Consider the following 24,663-nt stretch of genomic DNA (forward strand, 5'->3'; position numbering starts at 1 on the left):
CGATAAACACAATTTATCTACGAAAGATATTTACCCACAATAGGCATTCTGCGGCCCATACCAAAGGCCTTGGGCGAAACCCTTAAGATTGGTGGTGTTTGGTAGCGTTTATGCTCGGCCGAATTGGTAAGCTTGATTACCCGGCGAACGGTAGCTTCGTCATATCCCATTTTAATGATCTCGGCAGATGAGCGACGGTATTCAATATATTCTTCCAATATTTTATCCAGAATATCATACTCAGGCAGGGAGTCGGTATCCTTTTGGTCGGGCCTTAACTCAGCCGATGGTGGTTTAACAATGGAATTGATTGGGATGATTTCTTTATCACGGTTAATGTGACGTGCCAGTTCAAAAACCTGCGTTTTGTATACATCGCCTATAACGGAGATCCCTCCGCACATATCGCCATATAAAGTGCCATAACCTACTGCCGCTTCACTTTTATTGCTGGTGTTTAGCAAAATATAACCGAACTTATTGCACATAGCCATTAATAAAATAGCTCTGCTGCGCGATTGGATATTTTCTTCGGCAATATTAAATGGAAGGTTTTTAAACTGCGGGTGCAAGGAGCCCTCAATTGCTTCGGTAATATGCTTTATAGCTATTGTTTCACTTTTGCAACCCAGGTTTTTCACCAGGTCCTCGGCATCTTTAAGGGAATGATCTGTTGAAAAACGCGATGGCAGCAATACGGCCATCACATTTACGGGGCCCAAGGCCTCAGCAGCCAAAGCGCAAACCACGGCCGAATCTATCCCGCCGGATAAACCCAATATGGCCTGTTTAAAGCCCGATTTATAAAAGTAATCGCGGATACCCAATATAATTCCCTGGTGTATCTGGTCAATATCACTCGGCCGTTCAGTTTTCAGGGTCGATGGATGTTCAAAACTTAGCGTGCCATCATCCGCAAGGGTATAATAAGCCATATTCTCTTCAAAATAAGGCAACTCGTCTATCAGCTTACCTGTATTATCAAATATCAACGATCCCCCATCAAATATCAATTCGGTTTGGGCGCCTACCTGGTTTACATAAAGCAGCGGCAAATTATAGCGACTGGCATTATCGCTCAAAATGGCAATCCGCACCTCATCATGGTTATATGCAAAAGGCGATGCGGCAATATTGATCATTATATCAGGCTGCTGATTGATCAGAATATCCATTGGGCGGGTTACGTATAACGGGTTCTCGATAGTATTCCACAGGTCCTCGCATATAGTAAGCGCTATTTTTTTGCCCTTAAATTCAATACAATTAAAATCTGTTGATGGTTCAAAGTAACGGTACTCATCAAATACATCATAATTTGGCAGCAAAGCTTTGTTCACGATGGCTTTAACCTTACCATCTTCAATAAAATATGCAGAGTTGTTCAGGTCTTTACCCTCTGTTTTGTTATTGAAAGTGGGCAGGCCGATAATACAGGCAACATCAGTACATATTGCAGCTATTTTTTTTGCAGCTTCATCGCACAAACCAATAAACTCATCAAATTCAAGAAAGTCGCGCGCCGGGTAACCGCAAACGCATAGTTCGGCAAATACAACAAGGTCTGCACCTTTTTCCTTTGCCTCTAATATATGATCAATAATTTTGGTAGTGTTTGATTCGAAATTACCTATATGATAGTTAAGCTGGGCTAATGCGATTTTCATGGATGGTATAGTAACGTATTAATGCAAATAAAAATTATTTTTGCTCAAAGGATAAAAATGATAACTACCCGGCATAAAGCAAAACAAATTTACTTAATTTTTTTTATTGGCCTGATATTGACGGCCTGCGGGCGCAATAAAAAGATTGATGTAAGCAATATTGACCTTGAGGTGAAGATACAGCGCTTTGATCATGATTTTGATGCAATGCGCACCGGATCCATGAGTAAGCAGGCAGGCTTTCTTCAGAATAAGTATGGTGTATTTTACCAGGATTTTATTGAACGTATTTTACAGGCCGGTAGTACAAAAGATACTGCCTATTTTAAAACCCTGCACGAAGTATTTAAAGGGAAAGCCTATAACGATTTGAAACATGATGTGGAAGCTGTTTATCCTGATATGGATAAGCAAAATGCCGAACTGACCGAAGCTTTTAAGTATATTAAATACTACTATCCGCAGAAGAGGATCCCGAGAGTTTATGCTTATTTATCAGGTTTCCAGGCACAAACATCAATTGGAGACGGTTATTTTGCCATAGGGCTTGATTTGTTTTTGGGGGCCAACTCCAGGTTTTATCCTTCAATTACCAGTGCGTTTCCGCATTATTTGTCAAGGCATTTTACGCCCGATAATATTACACCCCGTGTTATTGAGGGTATTGCCCGTGAAGATATGTTTCCGGAAGATGACAATGATAAATCATTGCTATCAAAAATGGTGTACAACGGTAAGATCATGTACTTTATGGATAGGATATTGCCCGATGCAGGCGATACATCTAAGATAAGTTATACAACGGCCCAGTTGAAATGGTGCACTGATTTTGAATCGAAGATATGGGCTTACTTTTTAGAAGAGAACTTATTGTATGAAACTGATTACCCAAAAATTCAGAAATATCTTACCGAAGCCCCGTTCACCCCGGGCCTGGGTGAAAGAAATGAATCGGCGCCAAAGCTGGCTGTATACACAGGCTGGCAAATTGTGCGTGCCTATATGGATAGGCATCCTGAAGTTACTTTGCCACAGTTAATGGCCGATAAGGATGCGCAAAAAATATTAAATCAATCAAAGTACAGGCCGAAGTAGCCCCCAAAAGGATGCTTCTTTGATTTGTAGATAAATGTTTAAAACTAAAGAAGCCCCGTTCAAAATGAACGGGGCTTCCTGTTTATATCTGCCAACTTCCTTTTAGGGGTGGGGGATTACTTCATTATATCAAACACTGCTTTTAAAGCAAGCAAAGTACCAACCAGTAGTGCAAAGTTAGCTATATAAGAAAAGTAATGAGAGTTTTCATCACCTGCAAAGCGGATGAATACACCAAAAATGCCTATAATGATTGCGACAACTAATAGTTTGTAATGTTTCTCTGCGTTAGCGTTTTCCATTGACTCCATGATACCGTATTTAATGTTTTGGCAAAAATAGAAATGTTTAGCGAAAATGCCACTAATTTTTATGATTTTATGAAACCGAAAAATGCGGGGTGTTTTCTTTTATAATATCTTACCAGAATCCACACGCCAATGCCTGCTAAAATGGATACCCATAGGTTAGTTATGGCCAAAATAAGTTGAGTAAATAAATACCAGCCATTATGCAATGAATTGGTAAAACGTTTACTAAACGACAATTGGTACGCCGATGGATCATCATTGGCGATAGTTTCGGTTACTATAGTATTGCTTTGATAAAAGCTGAGGGTTATAACACTAAACTTAACGGCAGCATCAATTTTCATATTGTCAATCTGGCCCTCAACCATATCGTCTTTCAATAACAATACATTCAATGGGTTTTTTATGGTGACTTTGCCTTTTTTTTGTTGATCAACAAGCTCCCTGCGACTATTGAGTTTCAATTTCGACGATAAAAAATCCAGCGATTTATCATCAATGTCCATTTTGCTATAAGTAACATACATGCCCATATGCGCTACCTGTTGCATGAAACTGCCTAGCACGTGAGATGGCACCTTAACTGTCATATTCTCAGTAGTGCTAAAAGCAGATAGCCGCTTTACAGAATCGTCGCTAATGCGATAATCCTGGCTGTTTTGTACCGATGACTCCATTTGGTGGTGCATTACCATTCCATTATTTTTAACGGTCAAGGCGGCAATTTTCTCGGCAGTTTGCTGCACATTTTGAACTTTGAAGCGCATATCGGCAGTTTTTACCAATTTGGGCTGTACCATCATTAACGAATCTGTGCGGGCATCTACCGTTGCCGAATCTGCAGCGCTACTGTTATTAATAGCTTCATACTTAGATACGTCTCCTTTACACGCGCCCAGCAGAACAATGCCCGCCAGCAGCGCACTTACAATTTTTGTTTTCATGAATTTTAATTTTTTTTGGTTACTATTGATACTTATAAATACGAATAAGTAACCCTTGTGTGGAGAGAATCAGGTAGTTAGCGTATGGTCAGATAGTTATTTACTGAAACAAACATCTATACCACGATGATTTTTTATATGTTATTATTTGGTTATTGATCGGTTCAATGAAAGGGGTAATCCAACCGAAAAAACCATGTTGGGTTTATCCGATGAATACCTGGTTAAATTAGCCACACCTACGCTAAGGCATACCGGGCTTTTAAATGGCCTTAAGCCAGTCGAAAATCCTAAATTCATGCCTGTCCATTCTGCATTCATACTCAGGTGCCTTATCACTTCAAATGATATGCTACCAAATATTGCAGCGCCATGCGCGCCTTTTTCGTGGGCAATGTCTGCGGGGCTTTTTTCATAAAACCCGCCACTGCCTAGCCCAAGGGTGTAACTAAGCCGCGAGCAGCCCGGAGTTAAAGACGGAATGGTTTGTATTGCATGGCTTATAGCCATAAAAAAGGTTGAACCTGGTGAATCTGATTGTTTATTGCTGGCGAACATCTGCAGCGCACCTGCTGAAATGCTTGTACCCTCAAATACCTTTCTGCTCAGGATAAAATTACCGGACAACCCGGAATCCGCAGTTAACTTTGCAGCCGGGTTGAATATGACCGATTTCGCCATTTTCGTCCAGTAATGTTTCCTGTATTGCTGCTACAGGCACTGGCGCTAAAAACGAATCGATCTTTTGTTTTAATTCTTTTTCGAAGGAATTTTGACCCAAGGTCGATCATGCAAACAAATAAAGAATGGTAACTGTGCAAAACTTAAATGAGCACAGCCGTAGTTTGCAAATCATGGTGGGTGATTAGATTAGATAGTTGGTTTATTACAGCTGTTTGTTTATTGGTTAGTTATGTCAATTAAAACTAAACTATGTATTTTTTTGATACGAAACAATACGCGTGTTTGTTTCTCAAAAAAACTGATTGGAGCTGATAAATAAATTGATAGCTTAAACCAGGGTGAGGCTAATTGTTTTCGGCGGGATGAGTTGGGTTAACTCAACTCATCGTAGGCTGCGGTCAGCCCGCGATCAATTCCATCGCCCTGCCACTCGGTTATGCCCGGAATACTTTTGGCGCCAATGATCTCTTCTTTTGATTTGCCGGCCTTAATACTGGTATCTACAAAGGTAACCAGGCTTTCCATAAAGTGCTGCATGGCTTTCACATCGCCCATATTACCGGTTACTTTAAGCGGATCAAAGGCATGACCAAAAACGAATATCGTGTTTTTGTCAAACTGTTTGGTGGCTGCTTCCAGCGTGGTGATCCAGCTTTTGCAGGATGCACCTGCACTACGATCAACAAAAGGGTAGCGACGGTTAAATACCAGGTCGCCGGTGTGCACAACGTTGGCGTTTTCAAAGTGGATAAAGCTATCGCCATTGGTATGGCCTGCGCCAAAGTAATGTGCGGTGATATGCTCGTCGCCTACTTTTATTTTCCACTTATCGGTATAAGTAGTATCAGGATACAGCTGTTTATCATCACTATTTTGTTTGGCGGCAGATGCTTTTTGATTGCTGAGCGAATTAGCATGTGCAGCAACGTTTTTGACTATGCCTTTAAACGAGATGTTTCCGCTGGTATGATCGCCATGGTGATGGGTGTTGATAAGCCATTGGAAGGGCTTGTCCGATTGTTTTTTCAGCTCGCCTATCAGGTGTGTAGCCTGTTCCGGGAATTCGGCGTCAACCACAACAATACCTTCCTTATTTACCAGCCAGGCAATGGTGCCACCTTTTTCGGCAAACATGCCCACGTTGCCGCGGAGGATTTTAAACTGGAAGGTAGGGTCGGCAAACATCGCGGCCAGGCTTCTTTTCCCCAATAGTGCAACTGAGCCTGCAGTAAGAGCTGCGGTTGTTAAAAACTTACGGCGTTCCATATTTGTCATTGGTCAATGGTTTGATTGGTAAGTAAATTTAGGTATTTTAATTTCTAAGTAGCAAGCAGATATATGATGTATCAATAATAATATATTAACCGGGAGCAAATAACGGCGCAGCGAAATGACTACGGCTATTTGTGTTAAATTATGTTAACACAGCTACTTACGTTAATTAAAGCAATTATCTTTATTGGATAATAAGAAAACCTATGCTGAAAAACTACTTTAAACTGGCCTGGCGTAACCTTGGGAAGAACAAAGCTTTTTCGTTGATCAATATCTTCGGTCTTTCGGTAGGTATAGCCTTTACTTTACTTATTGGTGCCTACATCTGGGGGCAGCTGCAGGTAAACCATCAGCTTAAAAATTTTAAAAACCAGTATATCTTAATAAGCCGGTGGAAAGATCCGGGCCAGGGGAATGAAATTGCTTCGGCCGGGCAAATGCCCCGTGCATTGCATGATAATTACCCCAACCTGGTAGCTAATTATTATCATTTTGATGGTGTTACCACCAATGTATCAAAAGGTGATATGCATTTTAGGGAAAGCCTGCAGTTGGGCGATAGCACGCTTCTGAGCATGTATGGTTTTAAATTGTTGTACGGCGACGCCAAGACCGCTATGCATGATCCTTTTGCTGTTATACTGACTCAAAAAATGGCCTTGAAATATTTTGGTAAGCTGGATGTTGTTGGACAAACCCTCAACTTTGAAAGTTTTGGGGGAGAGAAGCATGATTTTGTGATTAGCGGAGTGTTGGATAATGCGCCCAAAAACTCGGTGACTAACCTTGATCAAAACAATAATTCAGATTTCTTTTTTACGGCCAGCTCGGCAAAATACTTTAAACGCAACCTTGATGGGTGGACAAACTTTAGCACCGTTGGCTATGTTGAATTAAAAGATGGTGCTACTGCAAAGGACCTGGAAGCACCGCTGCGCGAGCTGATGAAGAAGAATGCATCGGCAGATATCAGCAAAAGCCTTACAAACGTAGCGGTGCCCCTAACTGATTATTATCTTGAAGGATGGGGCGGCGCTGTTAAAACCATGTGTTATACATTGGGTTACATTGCGCTGTTTATTTTGTTGATGGCTATCATCAATTTTGTGAACATTTGTATCGGCCGCTCATCCGGGCGGATGAAGGAGATGGGTATTCGCAAGGTATTAGGCGGTTTACGCGGCCAGTTGATCTGGCAGTTTCTAACCGAGGCGGTATTAATGGTTTTAATTGCCACGGTATTTGCACTGGCGTTTTATGCCTTGGCAAGGCCATATTTTAGCGAGGTACTCGGTGAGCAGATCACCGGTCTTTTTGCCTTCCCCGTTTATTTTATAGCGATCCCTTTTTTGTTTGCCCTGTTTGTGGGGATACTGGCTGGTATTTATCCGGCATTGATATTATCGGCATTAAAATCCGTTGATTCGTTAAAAGGCAAGCTGGCATCAGTAAAGGAGAGTGTGCTATTCCGTAAAACGCTGGTGGGCTTTCAGTTTGGTACCGCGGCTATCGTATTTATTGGCGCGCTTATCGTTTCGCAGCAAATAAGCCTGTTTTTTAACGGTAAGTTGGGTTATAATAAAGACTATGTAATATATGCCCAGTTGCCCAGGGATTGGTCGGTTAAAGGAGTGCAAAAAATGCAATCGATAAAAGATCAGCTAATGCAGATGCCGCAGGTAAGCAGTGTATCGCTTTCATGGGATATTCCGAACGGACAAAACGGCGGCAATTATACCGTGTATAAGCAGGGAGGGAACCCCGCGCAATCAGTTACTGCAACGGGTTTAATGGTTGATAATCAATATGCCGCCACCTATAATATTCCAATGAAGGCCGGTACTTTTTTTAAGCCGGTTTTTGTCCCGGCAGATACAGCACAAGTAGTGATTAACGAAACGCAAGCTAAAATAATGGGATATAAAACTCCTGATGATGCTATTGGCCAAAAGATCATGCAGCAGGGCAGCAATATTCCGTTCATTATTTGCGGTGTTACGGCCGATTTTCATTTCGGGTCGATGCATGATTTGATATCGCCCATTACTTTTATGAATGTTAATTACACTACCTATTACCGGTATTTTTCTATCAAACTAAAGACGGGCAACATGCAGCAAAGCATCACCGCGCTGCAAAAAAAGTGGACAGTGCTTTTACCCGGTGCTCCCTTTGAATATGGCTTTATGGATGATGCCCTTAAAAAAGTTTATCAGTCCGAGATTCAGTTAAAGCAGGCCGCTTATATTGCTACAGTTTTAGCGGTGATTATTGTACTGTTGGGCGTATTGGGACTAATATCATTAAGCATACAGAAGCGTACTAAGGAAATCGGTATTCGCAAAGTATTAGGTTCATCGGTTGCCGGGATCATCAGCCTGTTTATAAAGGAGTTTTTAGGGGTGATAGTGATTGCTTGTCTAGTGGCCTGCCCTCTGGCTTATTTGATAATGAGTAACTGGCTTAATAATTATGCCTATAAAATAGCCATTACCCCAAATCCATTTATGATTGCTATTGTTGGACTTACTTTGGTTGCGGCTATATTAATCACTATACAAACTATAAAAGCCGCCCTGGATAGCCCGGTAAAGAGTTTGAGGAGTGAATAGGTAATAACCCATAACGGCGCAGCTTATTTAGTAGGGTCATTCACCACACCTGCAAACAATACCAACCCGCTTTTCATTTCGCGAATAGCAAAAATGAATGGGTGATCAAACCTGTACGTATTGGGGTTTATAGCAGTAACACCAATGCTTATTGAGGTTACTGCCGCGGCAGTGGTGCCATCTTCGTTTACTTCAACGTAAGCTTTGTGTTTTACTTCGGTGATTTGCAATTGCCCCGCGGCATTGATGCGGGTAAAATCGGCTGCATCAGTAAATGCAATGCCCATGCCCAGGCTACTTAAAATATCGTCCAACTTAGTTTCGTAGCTGAACTTAAATTTGGGTATAGTAACCAATCCTTTAGTTTGTGTTAAACTCTTCATTAACGTTTGCCATTTGGCGGAATCAAGCGACGCGGCAAATTCCTTTACCGATTTATCTATTGGCATTAAAAGCACCATGCTGAATTTATTATTGGCATAAGGCAGTTCTATCACCCGGGCATCTGATGCGGCTACGGTATTAAAGTTTACCTCGCTATTCATCAGTTCGGCCTGAACGGTGCTGCCAGATCCTAAATAGAAAGTCGATTTCTGAGTTTTGGCGGCGTCAAATTTATTGGCCCAGCTACTTTAAAGTAAATGGCGTTGATGAGATACATTATCACATTATCCTGAATATTATCGATGATACTGGTGATCTTGCCATCGGTTGCGTTATTAACCCAGCTGTTGATTACATCTTTAGCGGCTGCATTTTTAAAATCAGCAGCTTCAATCCTTGCGTTGTAATTTGAAGCGTTTGCCTGCAAAAATGTGGGAATTGGCGTAAACGAATTAGTGTACCAAATGGAGTTGGCAAATTTTAGCGTGGTTTTAGGATCAAGCTGGGGAAGCTCGGTTATCATTTTGTGATAGTAGCCGTTTACCTGGTCCTCGGTAAAATTATTAAAATTCATGGTATTCCGGATGGCTTGCAGGGTTTGTCCTGATGCTCCGTTGCTGGTCATGCCTACGGCCATGCTTACGCTAAGGGGTGACAGGAAAAGATTATCAGCATCCGGATTGCCATTAAGGGTGGCTTTAAATAGTTTCAGGGTAAAGGCATTATCGGCAGTAACTTTTAGCTGTTCGGCAGCAGTAAGTGTAAGTTCTTTACCGGTATCCGGGGTATTGTCAATTTTTTTGCAGGCGGTAATTATGATAAGCGACAGGCAAAGGAGTGTAATAGTTTTGCGGATCATATATAACTGGTTTATAATGCTATTACGACGTAATAAACCACAATGCAACAAGCTATTGTCTTTTATTTTTTGACAAATTGACAATGGCCACTTCCATATTATACAATTCTTTATCGCGAGTGGCTTTGTTTAAAAAAGCAGGACTGAGGCGGGTGACAGGGTATGATTTAAAAGTTTTAAGCACTTTAATATCCCATCCTTTATTAATATAGGTATGCACTACATCGGCATTGGTATAAAGCAGCACCGGGCCAGGGAGCCTGCCTGTACTATCAGGGTTGATTTCGGTAAAGGGAGCATCCAGGTAAAAGTTTAAATCGTCATGAAACTGACCTGCAGCTATATAAACGGGCAGTTTGCCGGGGTTGTTATGATTTATCCATATAGCGGCCTCGCTGCCCCCCTGGTAATGCAGCAACGATGGGTAAAAGCACAGGTTAAGGTACAGGTTAACGGTAAAGGATACCAAAAGTGTGCGGTATATGGTTTGCTGCATTCCTGCTGATATTTTTGAGGGCAAAAATATCAGCATCAGCAAAAATGCTAAAATGATGGGCCCTGTTAGCCAGTTAAACGTTTCGGGTTTGAAAAAGTACTCAAGCGCGCTCACTATAACTACAAGCAATATAATAACCACATTTTGCGTAACGCGTACTGCTTTAATGCTTTTTAAGGATTTTAGCTTATCAAGATATTGCGCTGTAATAATAGCGAAGAAGGGGAATACGATATTAAGATAATGCGGCAGCTGAAATTTTGATGCTGAAAACAGCAGGAAGGTGATCAACGACCCGCAGATGCAATACCACTCCTGCGCCTGTACATTTTTAGCTCCTTTTTTAATGAACTGAAATATAGCTGCAAACAATAAAAGCGACCATGGCGAAAATGCCCACAGCAGGGTATGGATAAAAAAACTGGGGTCGCCGCTTCCTTTGATGGGGCCTGTATTAAAAAAACGGCCAAACTGACTATCCCAAAAAAAGAATTTAATACCTGATACACCGGTACGGCCAAATACCACCTTTTCGGGGTGCAGATCAAACTGCCGGTACAAGCTCCAGATCTCGGGCAAAATAAACACCAGTATCAATAAGGCAGCAAACAGCCATCGCCAGGTAAAAAGTTGTTTCCACTGCCTGGTGATAATCAGATGGCCTGCAACTGCGCCGCCTATGGTAATAAGGGCAAACATACCCTTAGTCATGAGCGCACAGGCTGTGAACAGGCTGGCCAGTATTAAATGCCAGAAACTGTTGCCGGTTTGGGCTTTATAAAAGTGATAAACCGCTGCAATGATTAGCCCGGTTAAATAAGGCTCGGCACGTACATCGGTGTTGGATAGGATAATGTGCTGCGCGGTAAGCAATATCAGTACCGACCATAGTGCTATTTGTTTACTGTAGAGGTTTTTTGCTAATTGATAAGTATAAACGGCCCCCATCATCATAAACAAAATACCCGGGAGCTTATAAGCCCACGTGTTAAACCCAAAGCATTTAAAAAACAAAGCGGTAACCCAAAAAGGGAAATGTGGTTTATCCAGCCAATCGCCGCCCCAGGCAAACAGGTCGCTGTAATTGTTGCGCAAAACCATGTTTTTAGAGATGGTGGCATACAGGTTAGCATCGGGGCCTATAATGGTTGTAAACAACCCGCTAAAATTTATAACAACCGCCATACCGATAAACAGGTAAAGCCATTTGTTTTGATTTGCGGTGCTGTTGAGATTCATAAGGTAATTGCTGTAAAGATAAATAGAATTGTAGGAGGTGCGAGAATTGAGATTGAATTGTCTGTCGCTCTACTCGTCCCGTTACGAGGTGCAGGTAATATTTTTTGCATTAGTTGGCTTTTACTACAAAATCAAAAAACATAACAATTTATTAACCCGGCAATTTTTTATTCAGCTTAGCTTAGCGCATTATATTTCAACAATGCAAAACCTTGTTAAATTATTTCTTTTTGGCTTGCTGTGTACTGTGGTTATTGGGGTAAAGGCCCAACCCCGTAGTAAAAAAGCCATTTTTATTATTGCTGATGGGATTCCTGCTGATGTGATCGAAAAATTGAACACGCCCAATCTTAAGCAGATTGCCGCACAAGGTGCCTATCTGAGGGCACACGTAGGGGGCGAAAAAGGTGGTTATTCGCAAACGCCGACTATATCTGCCAATGGATACAACAGCCTGCTTACTGCTACATGGGTAAATAAACATAATGTTTGGGGTAATGATATTAAAGCGCCAAATTATGATTACTGGAACATCTTCCGGATGTTTAAAAATGCTTACCCAGGTAAAAAAACTGCTATATTTTCGAGCTGGACGGATAACCGCACGAAGCTCATTGGCGATAACCTGCCCGAAGCCGGCAGCATTCACCCCAACTATGCTTATGACGGATTTGAGCTGGATACGGTAAAATTTCCGCATGACAAGGCAGGTAATTATATGCACCTGATAGATGAGCACGTTGCAGCATCAGCAGCCCTATGTATTAAGGATAAAGCGCCCGATCTTTCATGGGTGTACCTGGAGTATACCGACGATATGGGGCATAAGTATGGCGATAGTCCGCAATATTATGATGCCATTGAGAAGATGGATACGCAGGTTGGCCGTATATGGCAGGCTATCCAATACCGGCAGAAAAATTTTAAGGAGGATTGGCTGATATTCATCACTACCGATCATGGTCGCGACGAGCAAACAGGCAAAAATCATGGTGGCCAAAGTACGCGGCAACGCAGCACCTGGATGGTAACAAATTACAAACCGCTTAACAATTACGCCAAATACTATACTCCGGGTATTGTGGATATTACTCCATCAATCAACAACTTTTTAAATGTAAAAGTGCCCGAAGCACAGTTAAGGGAGGTGGATGGTATTTCGCTGATTGGTGCAGTATCTGTTGCTCAGCCGGAAGCCAATTTAGTGCAGGGCGCGCTTGATGTAAGCTGGAAAGCTATGGATGCTAAAGGTAAAGTAAAGATAAGGGTAGCTGCTGCAAATAATTTTAAGGAAGGTAAAGCTGATGAATATAAGCTGTTAGCCGAAGTGCCTGTTACTGCTGAGCATGTTTTGGTTGATGTAAAAAACATGCCATCAGGGTTTTATAAGGTATGTATTGAAGGGGAATTGAATACGGTGAACAGGTGGGTAGTAGTGAAGTAGGATTTTTGGAGCAAGGATTTTCGGACAAAGGAGCAAGGACGAAGGGTTTTGGGACGAAGGATAAGGACGAAGTTATCTAAACCTTTACAGTTTAGGATGACTTCATATTTTTTTAAATATTAACGCTTAATTTTATATAGATCATGGGCACACGGCGGGATTTTATTGGAACCAGCCTTACTGGCATAGCGGCTTTAACTTTATTGCCGGCTGTTAACTCTTTTGCAAGCATTGGCAATAGTTACCGGCGGGAGCATAAAACAAAACTGAAACTTCGTTTTGCGCTGGCATCTGATATTCATTACGGGCAGCCAGACACCGATTTTACTGCCAATACCGGCAATATGGTAAAATGGCTTAATGAGGACCATGCTAAAAATCACCTGGATATGGTTATCGTTAACGGCGACCTGGTGCATAATCGTCCCGATTTGCTGCCCGAAATTAAAAGCACTTACCTTGATAAATTGAGTGTGCCTTACCATACTATTCCCGGCAATCATGATTTTGCTGATGCCTCTGTTTGGAAGAAGAGTTTTGGTTACGAGGATAAATATACTATAGAATTTGGCGACATCGCTTTTGTGCTGGCCAATACTGCCGATACCAAAGGCGTTTATGTGTGCCCCGATAATACCTTTATAAAAACATCGCTGGATAAATTTGCCGGCAAAAAAATTGTATTTGCAATTCTGCATATCCCGCCAATAAACTGGACTAAAAATGATGTTTTCACCGATTGCCCCGAAACCATTGAGCTGCTGCATCGCTACCCGAATGTAAAGGCCGCATTTCATGGTCACGATCATTTGCTGGACGGCGTGCGCTATACCGGCAACAAATTCCCTCATTTTTTTGATTCGCATATAGGAGGTAATTGGGGAACCGATTACAAGGGATACCGGATAGTTGAGGTAGACGAGCAAAATGCCATTTATACTTACCAGGTAAATGCAAGCCAAAACCCGGTGCTTAACTCCAATAAGTTTTAATCGGACAAAACGGGTTTGAATTTGAATGCTGTTTTGGCTGCCGGTTTACTAACAAGCTTTAAATTCACTTTATTACTGCTCTGATGAATATTTCAACCCAACCTGCGCCCGTGCCCGGTCGATCATATCAATCATTTGTCGCGACATCTGGTGGGGAATGATGGGGCTTTCTGTTGCACCCGATCTGATCAGGTCGCAAAAATGTTTTATCTCGTAATTCAAGCCTCCGGCGGTAAATGGCTCATTGAGCTCTATACTTCGGCCATCCAGGTAATCAATAGTTGCGCGGGTCGGGTTCCACCAGTTTTTATGGATGGTTACGTGGCCAAGCGGACCAGCAATGAGGGCGTCGCCCTTGCCATGCAGGTCAAACCCGGCATATAATTGCGAATAACCACCCGCGTGCAATGTTTGGAATATGGCAAACATATCGATACCCGTTTTGCCAAAGCGACCCATGGTTTGTACTTCCTGCAATTCGCCAAGCCAGTCAATCGCCAAAAAGGCTTCGTAAATGCCTATCCCCATTAAACTGCCGCCAACCAGATCGAGGTTATAATTTGGATGATCGGGCGGGCAATCGGCAACAGCCGATCCGGCGCGCACATAACCCGCCGGGCCAATAGGGTCGGTAGCCAGGTATTCTTTTAAACGGGTGTATAATGGGTAGAAGGGAGGTTTCATACCCTCCATAAATAAGAGCCCGGTTGATTTCACTACTTTCAACACCTCATCCAGTTCGGACAGGTTTACCGTGGCCGGTTTTTCGCAAAGCACATGTTTACCTGCTTTAAGGGCGGCTATGCTATAGGCGGCATGGCTATCGGGCAGGGTGGCAATATAAACCGCGTCAACATCGCTTGCCAGCAGCTCATCAAAAGTATAACAGGCCTTACCACCATACTGCGCCACAAAATCATCGACAGTAACAACCCGCCTTGAAAAAGAGGACACCAACTCAACACCCTCAACAGCGGCAAAACCCTGCATAAAGCGGTGAGCGATGCGGCCGCAGCCTATAATTCCGAATTTGATCATTGTTTTAAGTCTGTAGTTCTAAGTCGTGAGTCTTAAATTCTAAACCGGTAATTTAACTCAGATTCAAAAGTATACTAAAACTAAAAAGTCCCAACTCAAAAATATAAATATTCCTGACTTGAGACCTTTACTTAGAACTTAAGACTTCCGACTTGAGACTTATTTACTGGTATTGAATATAAATAGGGTACGGTTTGTACCTTGATAAAACCTCCTCTGGTGTTAACATATGGTGAGGGGCTTTCTTGATGTCGTTTTTGTAAAACAATTTAAAGCCTGTAAACTGTACCGGCTCCTGGTTAATGAAGTAGCGGTAAGTACCGGTTTTAAGGTCGGGTTCGCCCCAGCCGTCCATATCCATAACTAACTGTACTTCTTTACGCAGTTTGATGTTTTTGTAGTTGGTCACCATTTTTTTGGTGAAACGGTGTACTACCAAAATTTTAGGTGGCAAGCCGTTTTTCCTTACAATTTTTGCCAGGTAGTCTGATACGAAATTGATATCGGCGGCGTCATAAGTGCCTATCCTTTTGCCGGGTTTGCTGCCATCTTTCATTGAAAACTCAGGGTCCATACCAAAATGAACCTGTGGCATTGATAAGTATTTTTCAAATAATGGTAACTCTGCCTGTATGTTGCTTAAGGCTACCTGTACATCTAAAAATACAATGGCATGTGCTTTTTTTGCTAATACCAATACACTGTCAATTTGTTTAAAAGGCATGCGGTAACGGAATTTTCCGTCTTTGCCGCCATCACCCTGTGCTACTACAGCAATGTAGTGCAAAGCGGGTTGCACCGGTGTTTTAGGATCGGCTTTTTCCCAATGCTTTACCTCTCCCTTTAATTTGGCAAGCATTTCTTTTGGCGGCAATTCGCCCAAAATGCCCATTTTTTTTGAGTAAAGATTGCCGTAAAAAGCAACTACGCGTTTATATGGTAAAATAGCGCCGCCTATTGGGTATGGTGTATTTTTAACAGGCCATCTGCCGGTGGTATCACCATGGGCATTAAACTTTAATAAAGTATCATATTTTGCCTTATCTATAGGAGGATAATCTGATTTTTTTACGCTGAGCGAATCTGCTTCTTCGGCTTTTGCCGAATCAGTTTTAGCAGCTGTTTTCTTACTATCTGTTTTGCCGGCACCATCGCTTTGCGAGCAGCCAGGTAATAGTACAATGGACGATAAGAGCAGGGTTGCAGATAATAGGACGTTTTTTAATTTCATGTGCGTTTATGTTCGGTAAGTGGCAGGTGGGCGTAAGTTGTATTTTAATTTAAACTAATTTTCAGCTACTTATAAAGCAACCAAAGCAGGTTTAGTTTGAGGCAAATATAAATATTGATAATTAATTACCTTTAACTTTATGAAACTTTCCGAAAACGCCCAATGGCAATTTGGGGCCAGCTGTGGCCTGCAGGTAAAGTTCGCCAATCTCCAGGTTTTGCACTTTAGGGTAGGCGCTTTTAATCAGATTTTCTATTATTACCGATGAAAAACCAAGCGAATAGGTGTTCAGGATCAGGAAATGTTCTTCAGGGTCCAGCAGTTGGATCACATCGGCCATCATCTCGTTGATGTTATCCTCCAGTTTCCATTTTTCGCCGTTCGGGCCATTACCATAAGCCGGTGGATCAAGGATGATGCCATTGTATTTTTTGCCGCGTTTAAGTTCGCGTTTTACAAATTTAAGCGCATCCTCAACCACCCACCGGATATTGCTTAAGCCCGAGATCTCCTGGTTTTCGTTAGCCCATGTAACCACCTGTTTAATGGAATCCACATGTGTGGTATCGGCACCCGCGGCCTGCGCTATTAATGATGCACCGCCGGTGTAGGCAAACAGGTTAAGTACTTTTGGCTGTGGTGTTTTAAACCGTTTTATATTTTGAGTAATGTAATCCCAGTTTACGGCCTGCTCGGGGAAGATCCCAAGATGTTTAAAAGAGGTTAACCCCAGGCGGAACTTGATAGCGGCATCGTTATTTTTATACTCGATGTGCCAGCGGTCGGGAGTTTTTGGGTCTTTTTTTATCCAGTCGCCCGCTGTGGCAGAGCGGCCTTTAAACTTTATGTGGTGTAAACGCTGCCATTCGGCAGGAGGGAGGCTTTTGCTCCAAACCGCCTGTGGTTCGGGGCGTATAAGTACGGTGTTCCCAAAACGCTCCAGCTTTTCAAAATCGCCGCAATCAATCAGCTCATAATCTTTCCAGTGCGTTGGGGTAAGTAATTGAATCATTTTTATCGGGTTCGTGGTTCGTGTTGCCGGTGGCCGGATCTAAAAGTTGCAAATGTACTAATTTTCCACTTCGTACTGAATCGCATAAAAGTATATCCCGCAACAGGCAACCCGCATCCCGCAACAGATATCCCGCAACAGATCAAAGCTTCGCTTTTGCCGCCCTCATGAACTTGCTGGCGAATACAAAGTCGTTAAGTTCCTTGTTATCGGTGTGGGCAATTTCTTTGTTGCTGCCTTCCCACCATTTTTTGCCCTGGTGCAGGAACAAAATATGATCGCCGATACCCATTACCGAATTCATATCGTGGGTAACAACAACCGTGGTAATCTGGTATTCATCGGTAAGTTCGCTTATCAGGTCATCAATAAGGATAGAGGTCATAGGGTCGAGGCCCGAGTTGGGCTCATCAACAAACAAGTACTTGGGTTGCATGGATATTGCCCTGGCTATGCCCACACGTTTTTTCATACCTCCCGAAAGCTCGGATGGATACAGTTTATTTTTACCTGCCAGGTTAACCCTTTCAAGGCAGAAGCTGGCCCTGTCTCGTTTTTCGGCCCTGGTTTGGTTGGTGAACAGGTTTAGCGGGAACATGATGTTTTCTTCAACTGTCATGCTATCAAACAAGGCCGAGTTTTGAAAAAGCATCCCAATGTGGGTGCGTATAGGCACGCGTTCCTCAAAACCCATATCGGTAAAGTTTTCGCCATTAAAAAGCACATCCCCTTCGGTAGGTTCATGCAGGCCTACAATGCATTTTAGTAATGTTGTTTTGCCCGAACCTGAACCGCCAATGATGAGGTTATTTACACCGGGTTTAAAATTAGCACTTATACCAGATAGAACTTCGTGTTCGCCAAATGTTTTATGGATGTTTTGAATTTCTATCATAAAAATAGACGGGAGATTACTAAATCGAACAATAAAATCATTACGCAGCTAAAAACTACACCGCGTGTGGCAGCCTGGCCAACTTCAAGGGCGCCGCCTTTGGTATAAAAGCCCTGGTAGCTGCAAATGGTAGTGATGATAAAACCAAACACAACTGCCTTAACCAAACATACAGTAATAATAACAGAGTTAAAACCATCCGACAGGCCAATTATAAAGTCATCGGTAGTAACTTCGCTTGAAGTAAGACAAGCAATGTAGCCACCTATAAATCCTAATAATATAGATACGATAACCAATAACGGGAACATGGTTACACCTGCTATTACCTTGGGCGATATTAAATAGCCCGGCGCGTTTACGCCCATGATCTCTAAGGCGTCAATTTGCTCGGTAACCCGCATGGTGCCTATCTGCGATGCCATACTTGAACCAACGCGGCCTGCAAGTACCAAAGATGAAATGGTGGGGCTAAATTCAAGAACCATACTATCGCGGGTAATACCGCCTACTACCGATTTGGCTATCAGCGGACTCACCAACTGGAAAGCGGTTTGGATGGTTACAGCTGCACCGATGAAAACCGAAATAATCATGATTATGCCTAATGAACCGATGCCCGCCGAAACCATTTCGCGCATTACCTCTGCCCAGTATACTGTGAATTTTTCGGGTTTTCTAAAACTTAATCTTAGTAAAAGTATATATCGCCCTAAACTTTGAATCATAGTTATGTATTAAAAATCGGATAAAATTACATTTTTAAATTTAGCTTACCAGTCGCTATTGTTTAATTGCCTAAAATAGGAGCTTTTTGCAAGCTATTATTTTAGCTTGTGTAATTTAGCTTGTCAAATATCAACAGGCATAAAAATCACCCTCAACAATTGGGGGGCTTAAATTAAAAGTACATTCAAAATAAAAACTCATCATCATTATGAAAAATGCCCTTATTACCGGTTCAACAAAAGGCATGGGCCGTGCCATTGCCATAGCTTTTGCAAATGAAGGCTTAAACGTGGCCGTTTGTTCGCGAAACGAAAAAGAATTATTGGAATTTAAGGACGAACTGCTGCACCATAACCCCAACATTAAAGTTTCGGCCAGGGTAGCCGATGGAAGTAACAAAACCCAACTGCTTGGCTTTGCCGCCGCTGCACAGCAGGAACTTGGTTTTATTGATGTGATTGTAAATAACTTAGGCATGTTCACCCCAACAAGTATACTCAATGATGCCGATGATACTTTTGAAAAACAGGTAAATACAAACCTTATGCCCACCTATGAGCTGTATCGCTTTTTTGGTAAAGCCATGCAGGTTGCACACAAGGGACACTTTTTTAACATATGCTCGGTAGCATCATTAAATCCAATTGCCCAGGCAGGTGCTTATAGCGTAACAAAATACGCGTTGTTAGGTCTAACAAAGGTAATGAGGCTTGAAATGCAGGAGCATGGTGTAAAGGTAACCGCGATAATTCCCGGATCGACGTTAACGGATTCATGGAAAGATGCGGTTGTTGATAAAAACACAATGGTTTTACCAGAAGACATTGCATCGGCAATCATCAATATATACAGGATGAGCGCGGGGGCCAATGTAGACGAGATAATCATTAAACCAGCGCCGGGTCAGTTGTAGTACTTTCAAGTCTGTAGTACTAAGTCTTAGGTGATTTTCGACTTATGACTCGAGACTTCCGACTTAAGACTTATAACCCGGAAGTTTCACCGTCAAAACCCGGCAATTCACCGACTTGTTGCACCTGCTAACCTATATTGTATAGGTATTTTTAACGGCCCGCTGTACTTTTATATCATTAAACAAACCCAAACTTGAACGTTATTTAAATAAGATTATGGAAAAGAAGCTTTATCGGGATGAATACCGAAAGAAAATAGGAGGAGTTTGCGCCGGTCTGGCCGAATACTTCGACATGGATGTAGCCATTATACGCGCCCTGTTTTTACTTACATTTATATTTATGGGCACAGGCCTTGCGGCCTACGTTGTACTATGGATAGTGATACCCAAAAGAGGAGTCAACTTTTATAACCCTAATGTTGATTACAGGGTACCACCAGAGCAACCCCCCTATAATCCATTTGATAACAGCGCCCCGGTAACACCAGGCGCCCCGTTTGGAGCCATACCGCCAAAAAAATCATCATCAACCGCAGGTGTTATTATTGGATGTGTACTGATATTTTTTGGTGCGTCATTCCTGCTTCACGAACTGCATGTTTTTTACTTTTGGCACATGGCTAAATTATGGCCGGTTATTTTAATAGTAGTTGGTTTGGCTGTCATTGTATCGGGCCAAAAAAAGGAACCCTGGGAAACAGGCTTTCAAAATACCACTACCGATCCGGAAGTGAAAGCAACTGATGACACCGACACCCTGAATAAGGAAGAGAAAAAAGACGATAATATTACAGACACCCCTCCAACTATATAAGATCATGAAGAGCGATAAATTAATTCCAGGTGCTATCCTGGTATGTATAGGAGCCATATTTCTACTCCACAACTTTGATATTATTGATTTCCATTGGATGAATATACTCCACCTTTGGCCTATATTTTTGATTATAGGTGGGGTGAACCTGGTTTTTGCGGGCAATAAATCGCCATTGGCAACAATTTTAAAACTTACAGTGGTTGTAGCTGGTTTTGCACTGCTGCTGTTTGGCCGCTTTGGTGATCGTTATAACTTTTGGCCGCATAATTTTGTTCATTGGGATAGTAACGATAGCGGCGATGACAATAGTGATGACGACAACAGTGACAGCGACAGCACCAACACCGATCACGGCGTAGTGAAAATTGAAGGCAGCAGTATATTTAATAAAGAGTATACGCCCGATGCCAAACTGGCCCGCCTTAACATCAGCGGCGGCGGTACAACTTATACACTTAACGATACCACCAGCCAGCTGTTTAAAGCAGAAACAAAGGAGTTTTATGGTAAGTATGAGTTTAATACCAGTAAGGACGACTCGGTTTATGTTTTAGACCTGAAGATGAAGAATAATAAGGGATGGCATTTTGATTCTGATGACAATAAATCAAACCAGGCCAACATCAAGCTTAATCCAAACCCTATCTGGGATATTTATGTGGAAACAGGCGCAACAAAATTGGATTTTGATTTGACAAAATTTAAAATTAAAAGTGTAACTTTAAAGGGTGGAGCGGCATCATTTGATGTAAAGCTGGGTGCGCCATTAGCGACCACCAATGTTGAAGTGTCTACAGGAGTATCGGAGGTTACCATCAGTGTGCCTAAGAATGCTGCCTGCAGTATAAATGCAAACACCGGCCTGTCATCTAATGAATTTGCAGGATTTGACAAAAAGAATGATAACACGTACGAAACAGCAGGTTTTGATGCAGCAAAAAACAAAATATATATCCACATGAGCGGCGGAATATCTGATTTTAAAGTAAACAGGTATTAACCACCCCAACCGTTACCGGGACAATACTAACATATAGCCAAATTTTACCGCCCCATGAAAATGGGGCTTTTTTTTTATATATCAGTCAATGTGCTGATGCGGTGGCAAATGAGCATTACTATCAATAAAATATCTCATTCTTTACGACTTTTCATTATATGCTCCTGAAGTTTTGCAGCATCAACAGCTGGTAATTTGCCGGCAAATTTATCAGATAGTTTTTGCTTAGGAGAGGATGTGTTTTTGAGTACTTTAATCAAATGTACTTTTCAAGCTCTTTAAGTAAATTGTAGGCATTTTGATTAGTTACTTCTATCAGTAATGTATCCATCTTTATATTTTGTAATCAAATTTACCAAAAAGTAATCCAATACGCTAAATCATATATTTATGAAAGATTCAACTTGTAATTGACATTTTACGGCGTCTATTAAGCAAGTGTTTTTTATATTATTTCAATTCACACCTTCACCCTTTTGTAATTAATCCACTACAAAAAGTTAATTATGTTAAATTCAAAACTATTACCGCAAAAAATAGGTTTAATTTACAGCTTAAATCAACGTCTATGAAAATAACATACTATATATTGGCAGCCTCCCTTTTTATTACTGCAACTGTGAATGCCCAGGATATGCTGAAAGGGACGGTTTATGAAAAAGGCAAAAGCGATAAGCTGGCCAATGTTTTTGTAAAAGATATTAACAACAGGCAAATCACGATAACCGATAAGAACGGTAATTTCAGCATTCGTACCCTAACAGGTCATACACTAATATTCAATTCACCGGGTTACGTATCCGATACATTATATGTAACAGATTTACGGCCAAAGCGCGTGGAGATGATATCGCAAACTATATCATTGAGACAGGTAAACGTTACTGCTACCCGCCCGGCTTTTGATCCGCGTAAAGAATACCCGGAAGTTTATACTAAAAGCAAGGTTTCGGTAATGTCGCCATCTACCTGGTTTAGTAAAGAGGGTAAGGATGCACGGCGGTTGAAAAGATATTTTCAGCACGAGGAAGAGGAGCGGCAGATAGATGAAGCCTTTAATGTTGATTATGTAAAAAGTGTAGTTCCGCTGCGAGGTGCCGAACTGGAAAATTTCATGTCGCTTTACAGGCCAACTTATGCATTTCTTAAAAACAACAACGCGCCGTCGATGACAGCCTATATCAACGAATCTTATAAAAAATACCTGGCCCTGCCAGCTAATAAGCGGGTATTACCAAAGCTAAGTGCCGCGCCTACGAGTTTGCAGTAGCTTCAATATACAGATATTGTATAGCAGTTGGTGGTTTGCAGTGAGAAAATGAATTATAAAAAAAAACGCCATTCAAGGTAAATAAATCCGAAATCGAACATCCGAATTACCAAATCAAAATTAATCCACTTCCGCAGTTAAATCTCCGGTAACTATCTTTTGGTACAATAGCTCAATCTGGCTTTTCAGGATCCGGTCTTCAGAAAGGTCTGGCAGACTATTGATGTCGAAATATTTCACATCAAGCACATCAAAGCCTTTGTTGAGGGTAGTTGAAATTGCTTTGCAGTAAAATACCATCTTATAAACATAAAAAGGTTGTGGCGGGTGAGGGTGCATTTTTTTATCGAATACCGCCAATAACCTGTCGGCAACAACCTCAAGCCCGGTTTCTTCGTGGAATTCTTTAACGATAACTTCCTTCGCGCTGTACCCAACGTCGGCCCAGCCGCCAGGTAAACTCCATTTACCATCGGCGCTTTCTTTAGCCAGTAATATTTTGTTTTCGGCATTTAATAACAGGCCACGCACATCAACCTTAACGGTAGGGTAATCATGCGGCATCGGGAAATTGAATTTTATATCGTCGCTGCCCCAGCCGGTAACATTATCCAACATCCCTATAGCAATGTGTTGTAATTCGGCATAGCGCTCAATATCATATTCGTTTTTGGCGTACAGCAAACCTACATCGGCAACAGAACGCAGGCGTGTAATGAGGGTTAAAAGTTCGGTGTTGTTCATTAGATAGTTTAGATAGTATTACAAAGATTTGTCATTTTGAGGCACCAAACACCTGATAGTCGGCAGTACAGGAGATGAGCCATAACCAGCAGATCCTTTGCTGCGCCCCGGGATGACAAAAATGGCAAATTAAAATAAATTCTAAATCGAAATTCCGAATTCCCAAATCAAAAACCTATCCTCTCCCTAACAATTCATCCAGCTTGTTACGCTCGGTTTGCAGTTCGCGGGCAAGTTTCTTTTCTTTTTCGTTGGCTTTAGCTTTGTAGGCTTTGTATTCTTCATCAAGCTCATTATACAGCTTAATGCGGTATTTGGCTTCACGGCTGTTTGCGCCAGACCGGGCTATCACAATGGCCGCAGTAAGACCGAAAAAGATAACCAACCCCCACATTAATAAATTATAGGAGGCTTTGGTAAATGCGATGCCTAAAAGATTTATTTCGTCGCGTTTGGCGTTAGATTCAGAAAGGGTTTGATCCTTGGTGGTTACATCGGTTTTAAGCGCAGCAATATCCCCTGTTTGTGCAGCCAGTTTGGTTTGAGCTTCTTTAAGTCTGCGGCGTTCTGTATTTAGGGTATCCTGCAGGTTTTTCCATAAGGCAGAAACCAACGGCTGCTGGTAATGGAATAATTTGGTTAGCAGGTATCGGTATTGCCCATTCAGGCTTTTATCCTTTGCCAGTGCCGAGTCGGCAGCGGTTTCGCGGGGCTTGGTATATTGTGGCTGATATGCACCAGCCGGTTTTGCACCGGCGGGAGCCGCATTATATTTTACCGCTGGCTTTATAACCACCGGTTTTGTTGAGGGCGGCTTAGCGGCAGCTTTTTTAACAGTATCCTGGGCAAACCCCAAATGGGTGATGCCTAAAATAATTACCATTAAAACAGAGATACGGAATATAAAATGCTTATTCATTATGTAAAATTAGGTATCTGATGTTAACAAAACAGGATTTTAATGGTTTTAATTTGCATTATCCTGAACTTTCCGATCGCTAATGTAAGC

At 41.9% G+C, this 24,663-nt stretch carries 22 protein-coding genes and 1 pseudogene; 8 read left to right on the forward strand and 15 right to left on the reverse strand.

The window, feature by feature from the left end:
* Positions 1–17 precede the first annotated feature (17 nt).
* Positions 18–1,667 carry an NAD+ synthase gene (locus tag AC1DQW_RS03615; RefSeq protein WP_477452894.1) on the reverse strand — a complete coding sequence of 550 codons (1,650 nt, stop codon included), beginning with the start codon at positions 1,665–1,667 and terminating at the stop codon, positions 18–20.
* Positions 1,668–1,724: 57 nt separating this feature from the next.
* On the opposite strand from AC1DQW_RS03615, the gene gldB reads away from it, so the two are divergent.
* The gene (gene gldB / locus AC1DQW_RS03620) at positions 1,725–2,762 is read left to right on the forward strand and encodes a gliding motility lipoprotein GldB (RefSeq protein ID WP_477452895.1); all 1,038 of its coding nucleotides are present in this window, start codon (positions 1,725–1,727) and stop codon (positions 2,760–2,762) included.
* A gap of 116 nt (positions 2,763–2,878) precedes the next feature.
* Here gldB and AC1DQW_RS03625 read toward each other — a convergent pair whose 3' ends face one another.
* The 4 genes from AC1DQW_RS03625 to AC1DQW_RS03640 form a co-directional block, all read right to left on the reverse strand.
* Positions 2,879–3,073 (reverse strand): hypothetical protein, encoded by a 195-nt coding sequence (locus tag AC1DQW_RS03625; protein WP_477452896.1) that lies wholly within the window; start codon positions 3,071–3,073, stop codon positions 2,879–2,881.
* 59 nt (positions 3,074–3,132) lie between these two features.
* Positions 3,133–4,017, reverse strand: coding sequence for a DUF4349 domain-containing protein (locus AC1DQW_RS03630; protein WP_477452897.1), 885 nt, complete (start codon positions 4,015–4,017; stop codon positions 3,133–3,135).
* Between the two features lie 144 nt (positions 4,018–4,161).
* Complete coding sequence (locus AC1DQW_RS03635) at positions 4,162–4,698, reverse strand: hypothetical protein (protein WP_477452898.1); 537 nt, start codon at positions 4,696–4,698, stop codon at positions 4,162–4,164.
* 375 nt (positions 4,699–5,073) lie between these two features.
* A complete protein-coding gene (locus AC1DQW_RS03640) occupies positions 5,074–5,976 on the reverse strand; it encodes an MBL fold metallo-hydrolase (RefSeq protein WP_477452899.1) in 903 nt (300 codons plus the stop codon).
* Between the two features lie 203 nt (positions 5,977–6,179).
* Here AC1DQW_RS03640 and AC1DQW_RS03645 point away from each other — a divergent pair, with 203 nt between their 5' ends.
* On the forward strand, positions 6,180–8,588 hold the full coding sequence (locus AC1DQW_RS03645; protein WP_477452900.1) for an ABC transporter permease: 2,409 nt from the start codon (positions 6,180–6,182) through the stop codon (positions 8,586–8,588).
* 23 nt (positions 8,589–8,611) lie between these two features.
* On the opposite strand, the pseudogene AC1DQW_RS03650 reads toward AC1DQW_RS03645, so the two are convergent.
* The 3 genes and pseudogenes from AC1DQW_RS03650 to AC1DQW_RS03660 all read right to left on the reverse strand — a co-directional run.
* Positions 8,612–9,157, reverse strand: a pseudogene (locus AC1DQW_RS03650) (serpin family protein); the annotation flags it as partial.
* A gap of 5 nt (positions 9,158–9,162) precedes the next feature.
* Positions 9,163–9,831: a serpin family protein gene (locus tag AC1DQW_RS03655; protein ID WP_477452901.1), complete on the reverse strand. Its 669-nt coding sequence runs from the start codon at positions 9,829–9,831 to the stop codon at positions 9,163–9,165.
* A gap of 52 nt (positions 9,832–9,883) precedes the next feature.
* The gene (locus AC1DQW_RS03660) at positions 9,884–11,566 is read right to left on the reverse strand and encodes an ArnT family glycosyltransferase (protein WP_477452902.1); all 1,683 of its coding nucleotides are present in this window, start codon (positions 11,564–11,566) and stop codon (positions 9,884–9,886) included.
* 202 nt (positions 11,567–11,768) lie between these two features.
* Here AC1DQW_RS03660 and AC1DQW_RS03665 point away from each other — a divergent pair, with 202 nt between their 5' ends.
* Together AC1DQW_RS03665 and AC1DQW_RS03670 are read left to right on the forward strand one after the other, a co-directional pair.
* Positions 11,769–13,010 (forward strand): alkaline phosphatase family protein, encoded by a 1,242-nt coding sequence (locus AC1DQW_RS03665; RefSeq protein ID WP_477452903.1) that lies wholly within the window; start codon positions 11,769–11,771, stop codon positions 13,008–13,010.
* 143 nt (positions 13,011–13,153) lie between these two features.
* On the forward strand, positions 13,154–14,002 hold the full coding sequence (locus AC1DQW_RS03670; protein WP_477452904.1) for a metallophosphoesterase family protein: 849 nt from the start codon (positions 13,154–13,156) through the stop codon (positions 14,000–14,002).
* Between the two features lie 72 nt (positions 14,003–14,074).
* On the opposite strand, the gene AC1DQW_RS03675 is transcribed toward AC1DQW_RS03670, so the two are convergent.
* The 5 genes from AC1DQW_RS03675 to AC1DQW_RS03695 all read right to left on the reverse strand — a co-directional run bounded on the left by AC1DQW_RS03675 (position 14,075) and on the right by AC1DQW_RS03695 (position 18,906).
* Entirely contained in the window at positions 14,075–15,040 is a 966-nt protein-coding gene (locus AC1DQW_RS03675; protein ID WP_477452905.1) for a Gfo/Idh/MocA family protein, read from the reverse strand.
* A 163-nt stretch (positions 15,041–15,203) separates the two neighbouring features.
* Positions 15,204–16,271: a hypothetical protein gene (locus AC1DQW_RS03680; RefSeq protein WP_477452906.1), complete on the reverse strand. Its 1,068-nt coding sequence runs from the start codon at positions 16,269–16,271 to the stop codon at positions 15,204–15,206.
* A 121-nt stretch (positions 16,272–16,392) separates the two neighbouring features.
* Entirely contained in the window at positions 16,393–17,283 is an 891-nt protein-coding gene (locus tag AC1DQW_RS03685) for a class I SAM-dependent methyltransferase (RefSeq protein ID WP_477413667.1), read from the reverse strand.
* Between the two features lie 142 nt (positions 17,284–17,425).
* Positions 17,426–18,178 carry an ABC transporter ATP-binding protein gene (locus tag AC1DQW_RS03690; protein WP_477452907.1) on the reverse strand — a complete coding sequence of 251 codons (753 nt, stop codon included), beginning with the start codon at positions 18,176–18,178 and terminating at the stop codon, positions 17,426–17,428.
* Positions 18,175–18,906 carry an MlaE family ABC transporter permease gene (locus AC1DQW_RS03695; RefSeq protein ID WP_477402009.1) on the reverse strand — a complete coding sequence of 244 codons (732 nt, stop codon included), beginning with the start codon at positions 18,904–18,906 and terminating at the stop codon, positions 18,175–18,177. Before AC1DQW_RS03695 ends, AC1DQW_RS03690 begins: the two co-directional genes overlap by 4 nt.
* A 209-nt stretch (positions 18,907–19,115) precedes the next feature.
* On the opposite strand from AC1DQW_RS03695, the gene AC1DQW_RS03700 reads away from it, so the two are divergent.
* The 4 genes from AC1DQW_RS03700 to AC1DQW_RS03715 all read left to right on the forward strand — a co-directional run bounded on the left by AC1DQW_RS03700 (position 19,116) and on the right by AC1DQW_RS03715 (position 22,910).
* Positions 19,116–19,820: an SDR family oxidoreductase gene (locus AC1DQW_RS03700; RefSeq protein ID WP_477452908.1), complete on the forward strand. Its 705-nt coding sequence runs from the start codon at positions 19,116–19,118 to the stop codon at positions 19,818–19,820.
* A 217-nt stretch (positions 19,821–20,037) separates the two neighbouring features.
* The gene (locus tag AC1DQW_RS03705; RefSeq protein ID WP_477452909.1) at positions 20,038–20,637 is read left to right on the forward strand and encodes a PspC domain-containing protein; all 600 of its coding nucleotides are present in this window, start codon (positions 20,038–20,040) and stop codon (positions 20,635–20,637) included.
* Positions 20,638–20,641: 4 nt separating this feature from the next.
* Positions 20,642–21,640: a LiaI-LiaF-like domain-containing protein gene (locus AC1DQW_RS03710; RefSeq protein ID WP_477413657.1), complete on the forward strand. Its 999-nt coding sequence runs from the start codon at positions 20,642–20,644 to the stop codon at positions 21,638–21,640.
* A 568-nt stretch (positions 21,641–22,208) separates the two neighbouring features.
* Positions 22,209–22,910 (forward strand): carboxypeptidase-like regulatory domain-containing protein, encoded by a 702-nt coding sequence (locus tag AC1DQW_RS03715; RefSeq protein WP_477452910.1) that lies wholly within the window; start codon positions 22,209–22,211, stop codon positions 22,908–22,910.
* A 120-nt stretch (positions 22,911–23,030) separates the two neighbouring features.
* Here AC1DQW_RS03715 and AC1DQW_RS03720 read toward each other — a convergent pair whose 3' ends face one another.
* Both AC1DQW_RS03720 and AC1DQW_RS03725 read right to left on the reverse strand, forming a co-directional pair.
* Positions 23,031–23,654, reverse strand: a complete 624-nt coding sequence (locus tag AC1DQW_RS03720) for an NUDIX hydrolase N-terminal domain-containing protein (protein ID WP_477452911.1) — start codon at positions 23,652–23,654, stop codon at positions 23,031–23,033.
* A gap of 175 nt (positions 23,655–23,829) precedes the next feature.
* Complete coding sequence (locus AC1DQW_RS03725) at positions 23,830–24,573, reverse strand: hypothetical protein (protein WP_477452912.1); 744 nt, start codon at positions 24,571–24,573, stop codon at positions 23,830–23,832.
* Positions 24,574–24,663 lie beyond the last annotated feature (90 nt).

The sequence above is a fragment of the Mucilaginibacter sp. P5_A4 genome, assembly GCF_056400605.1.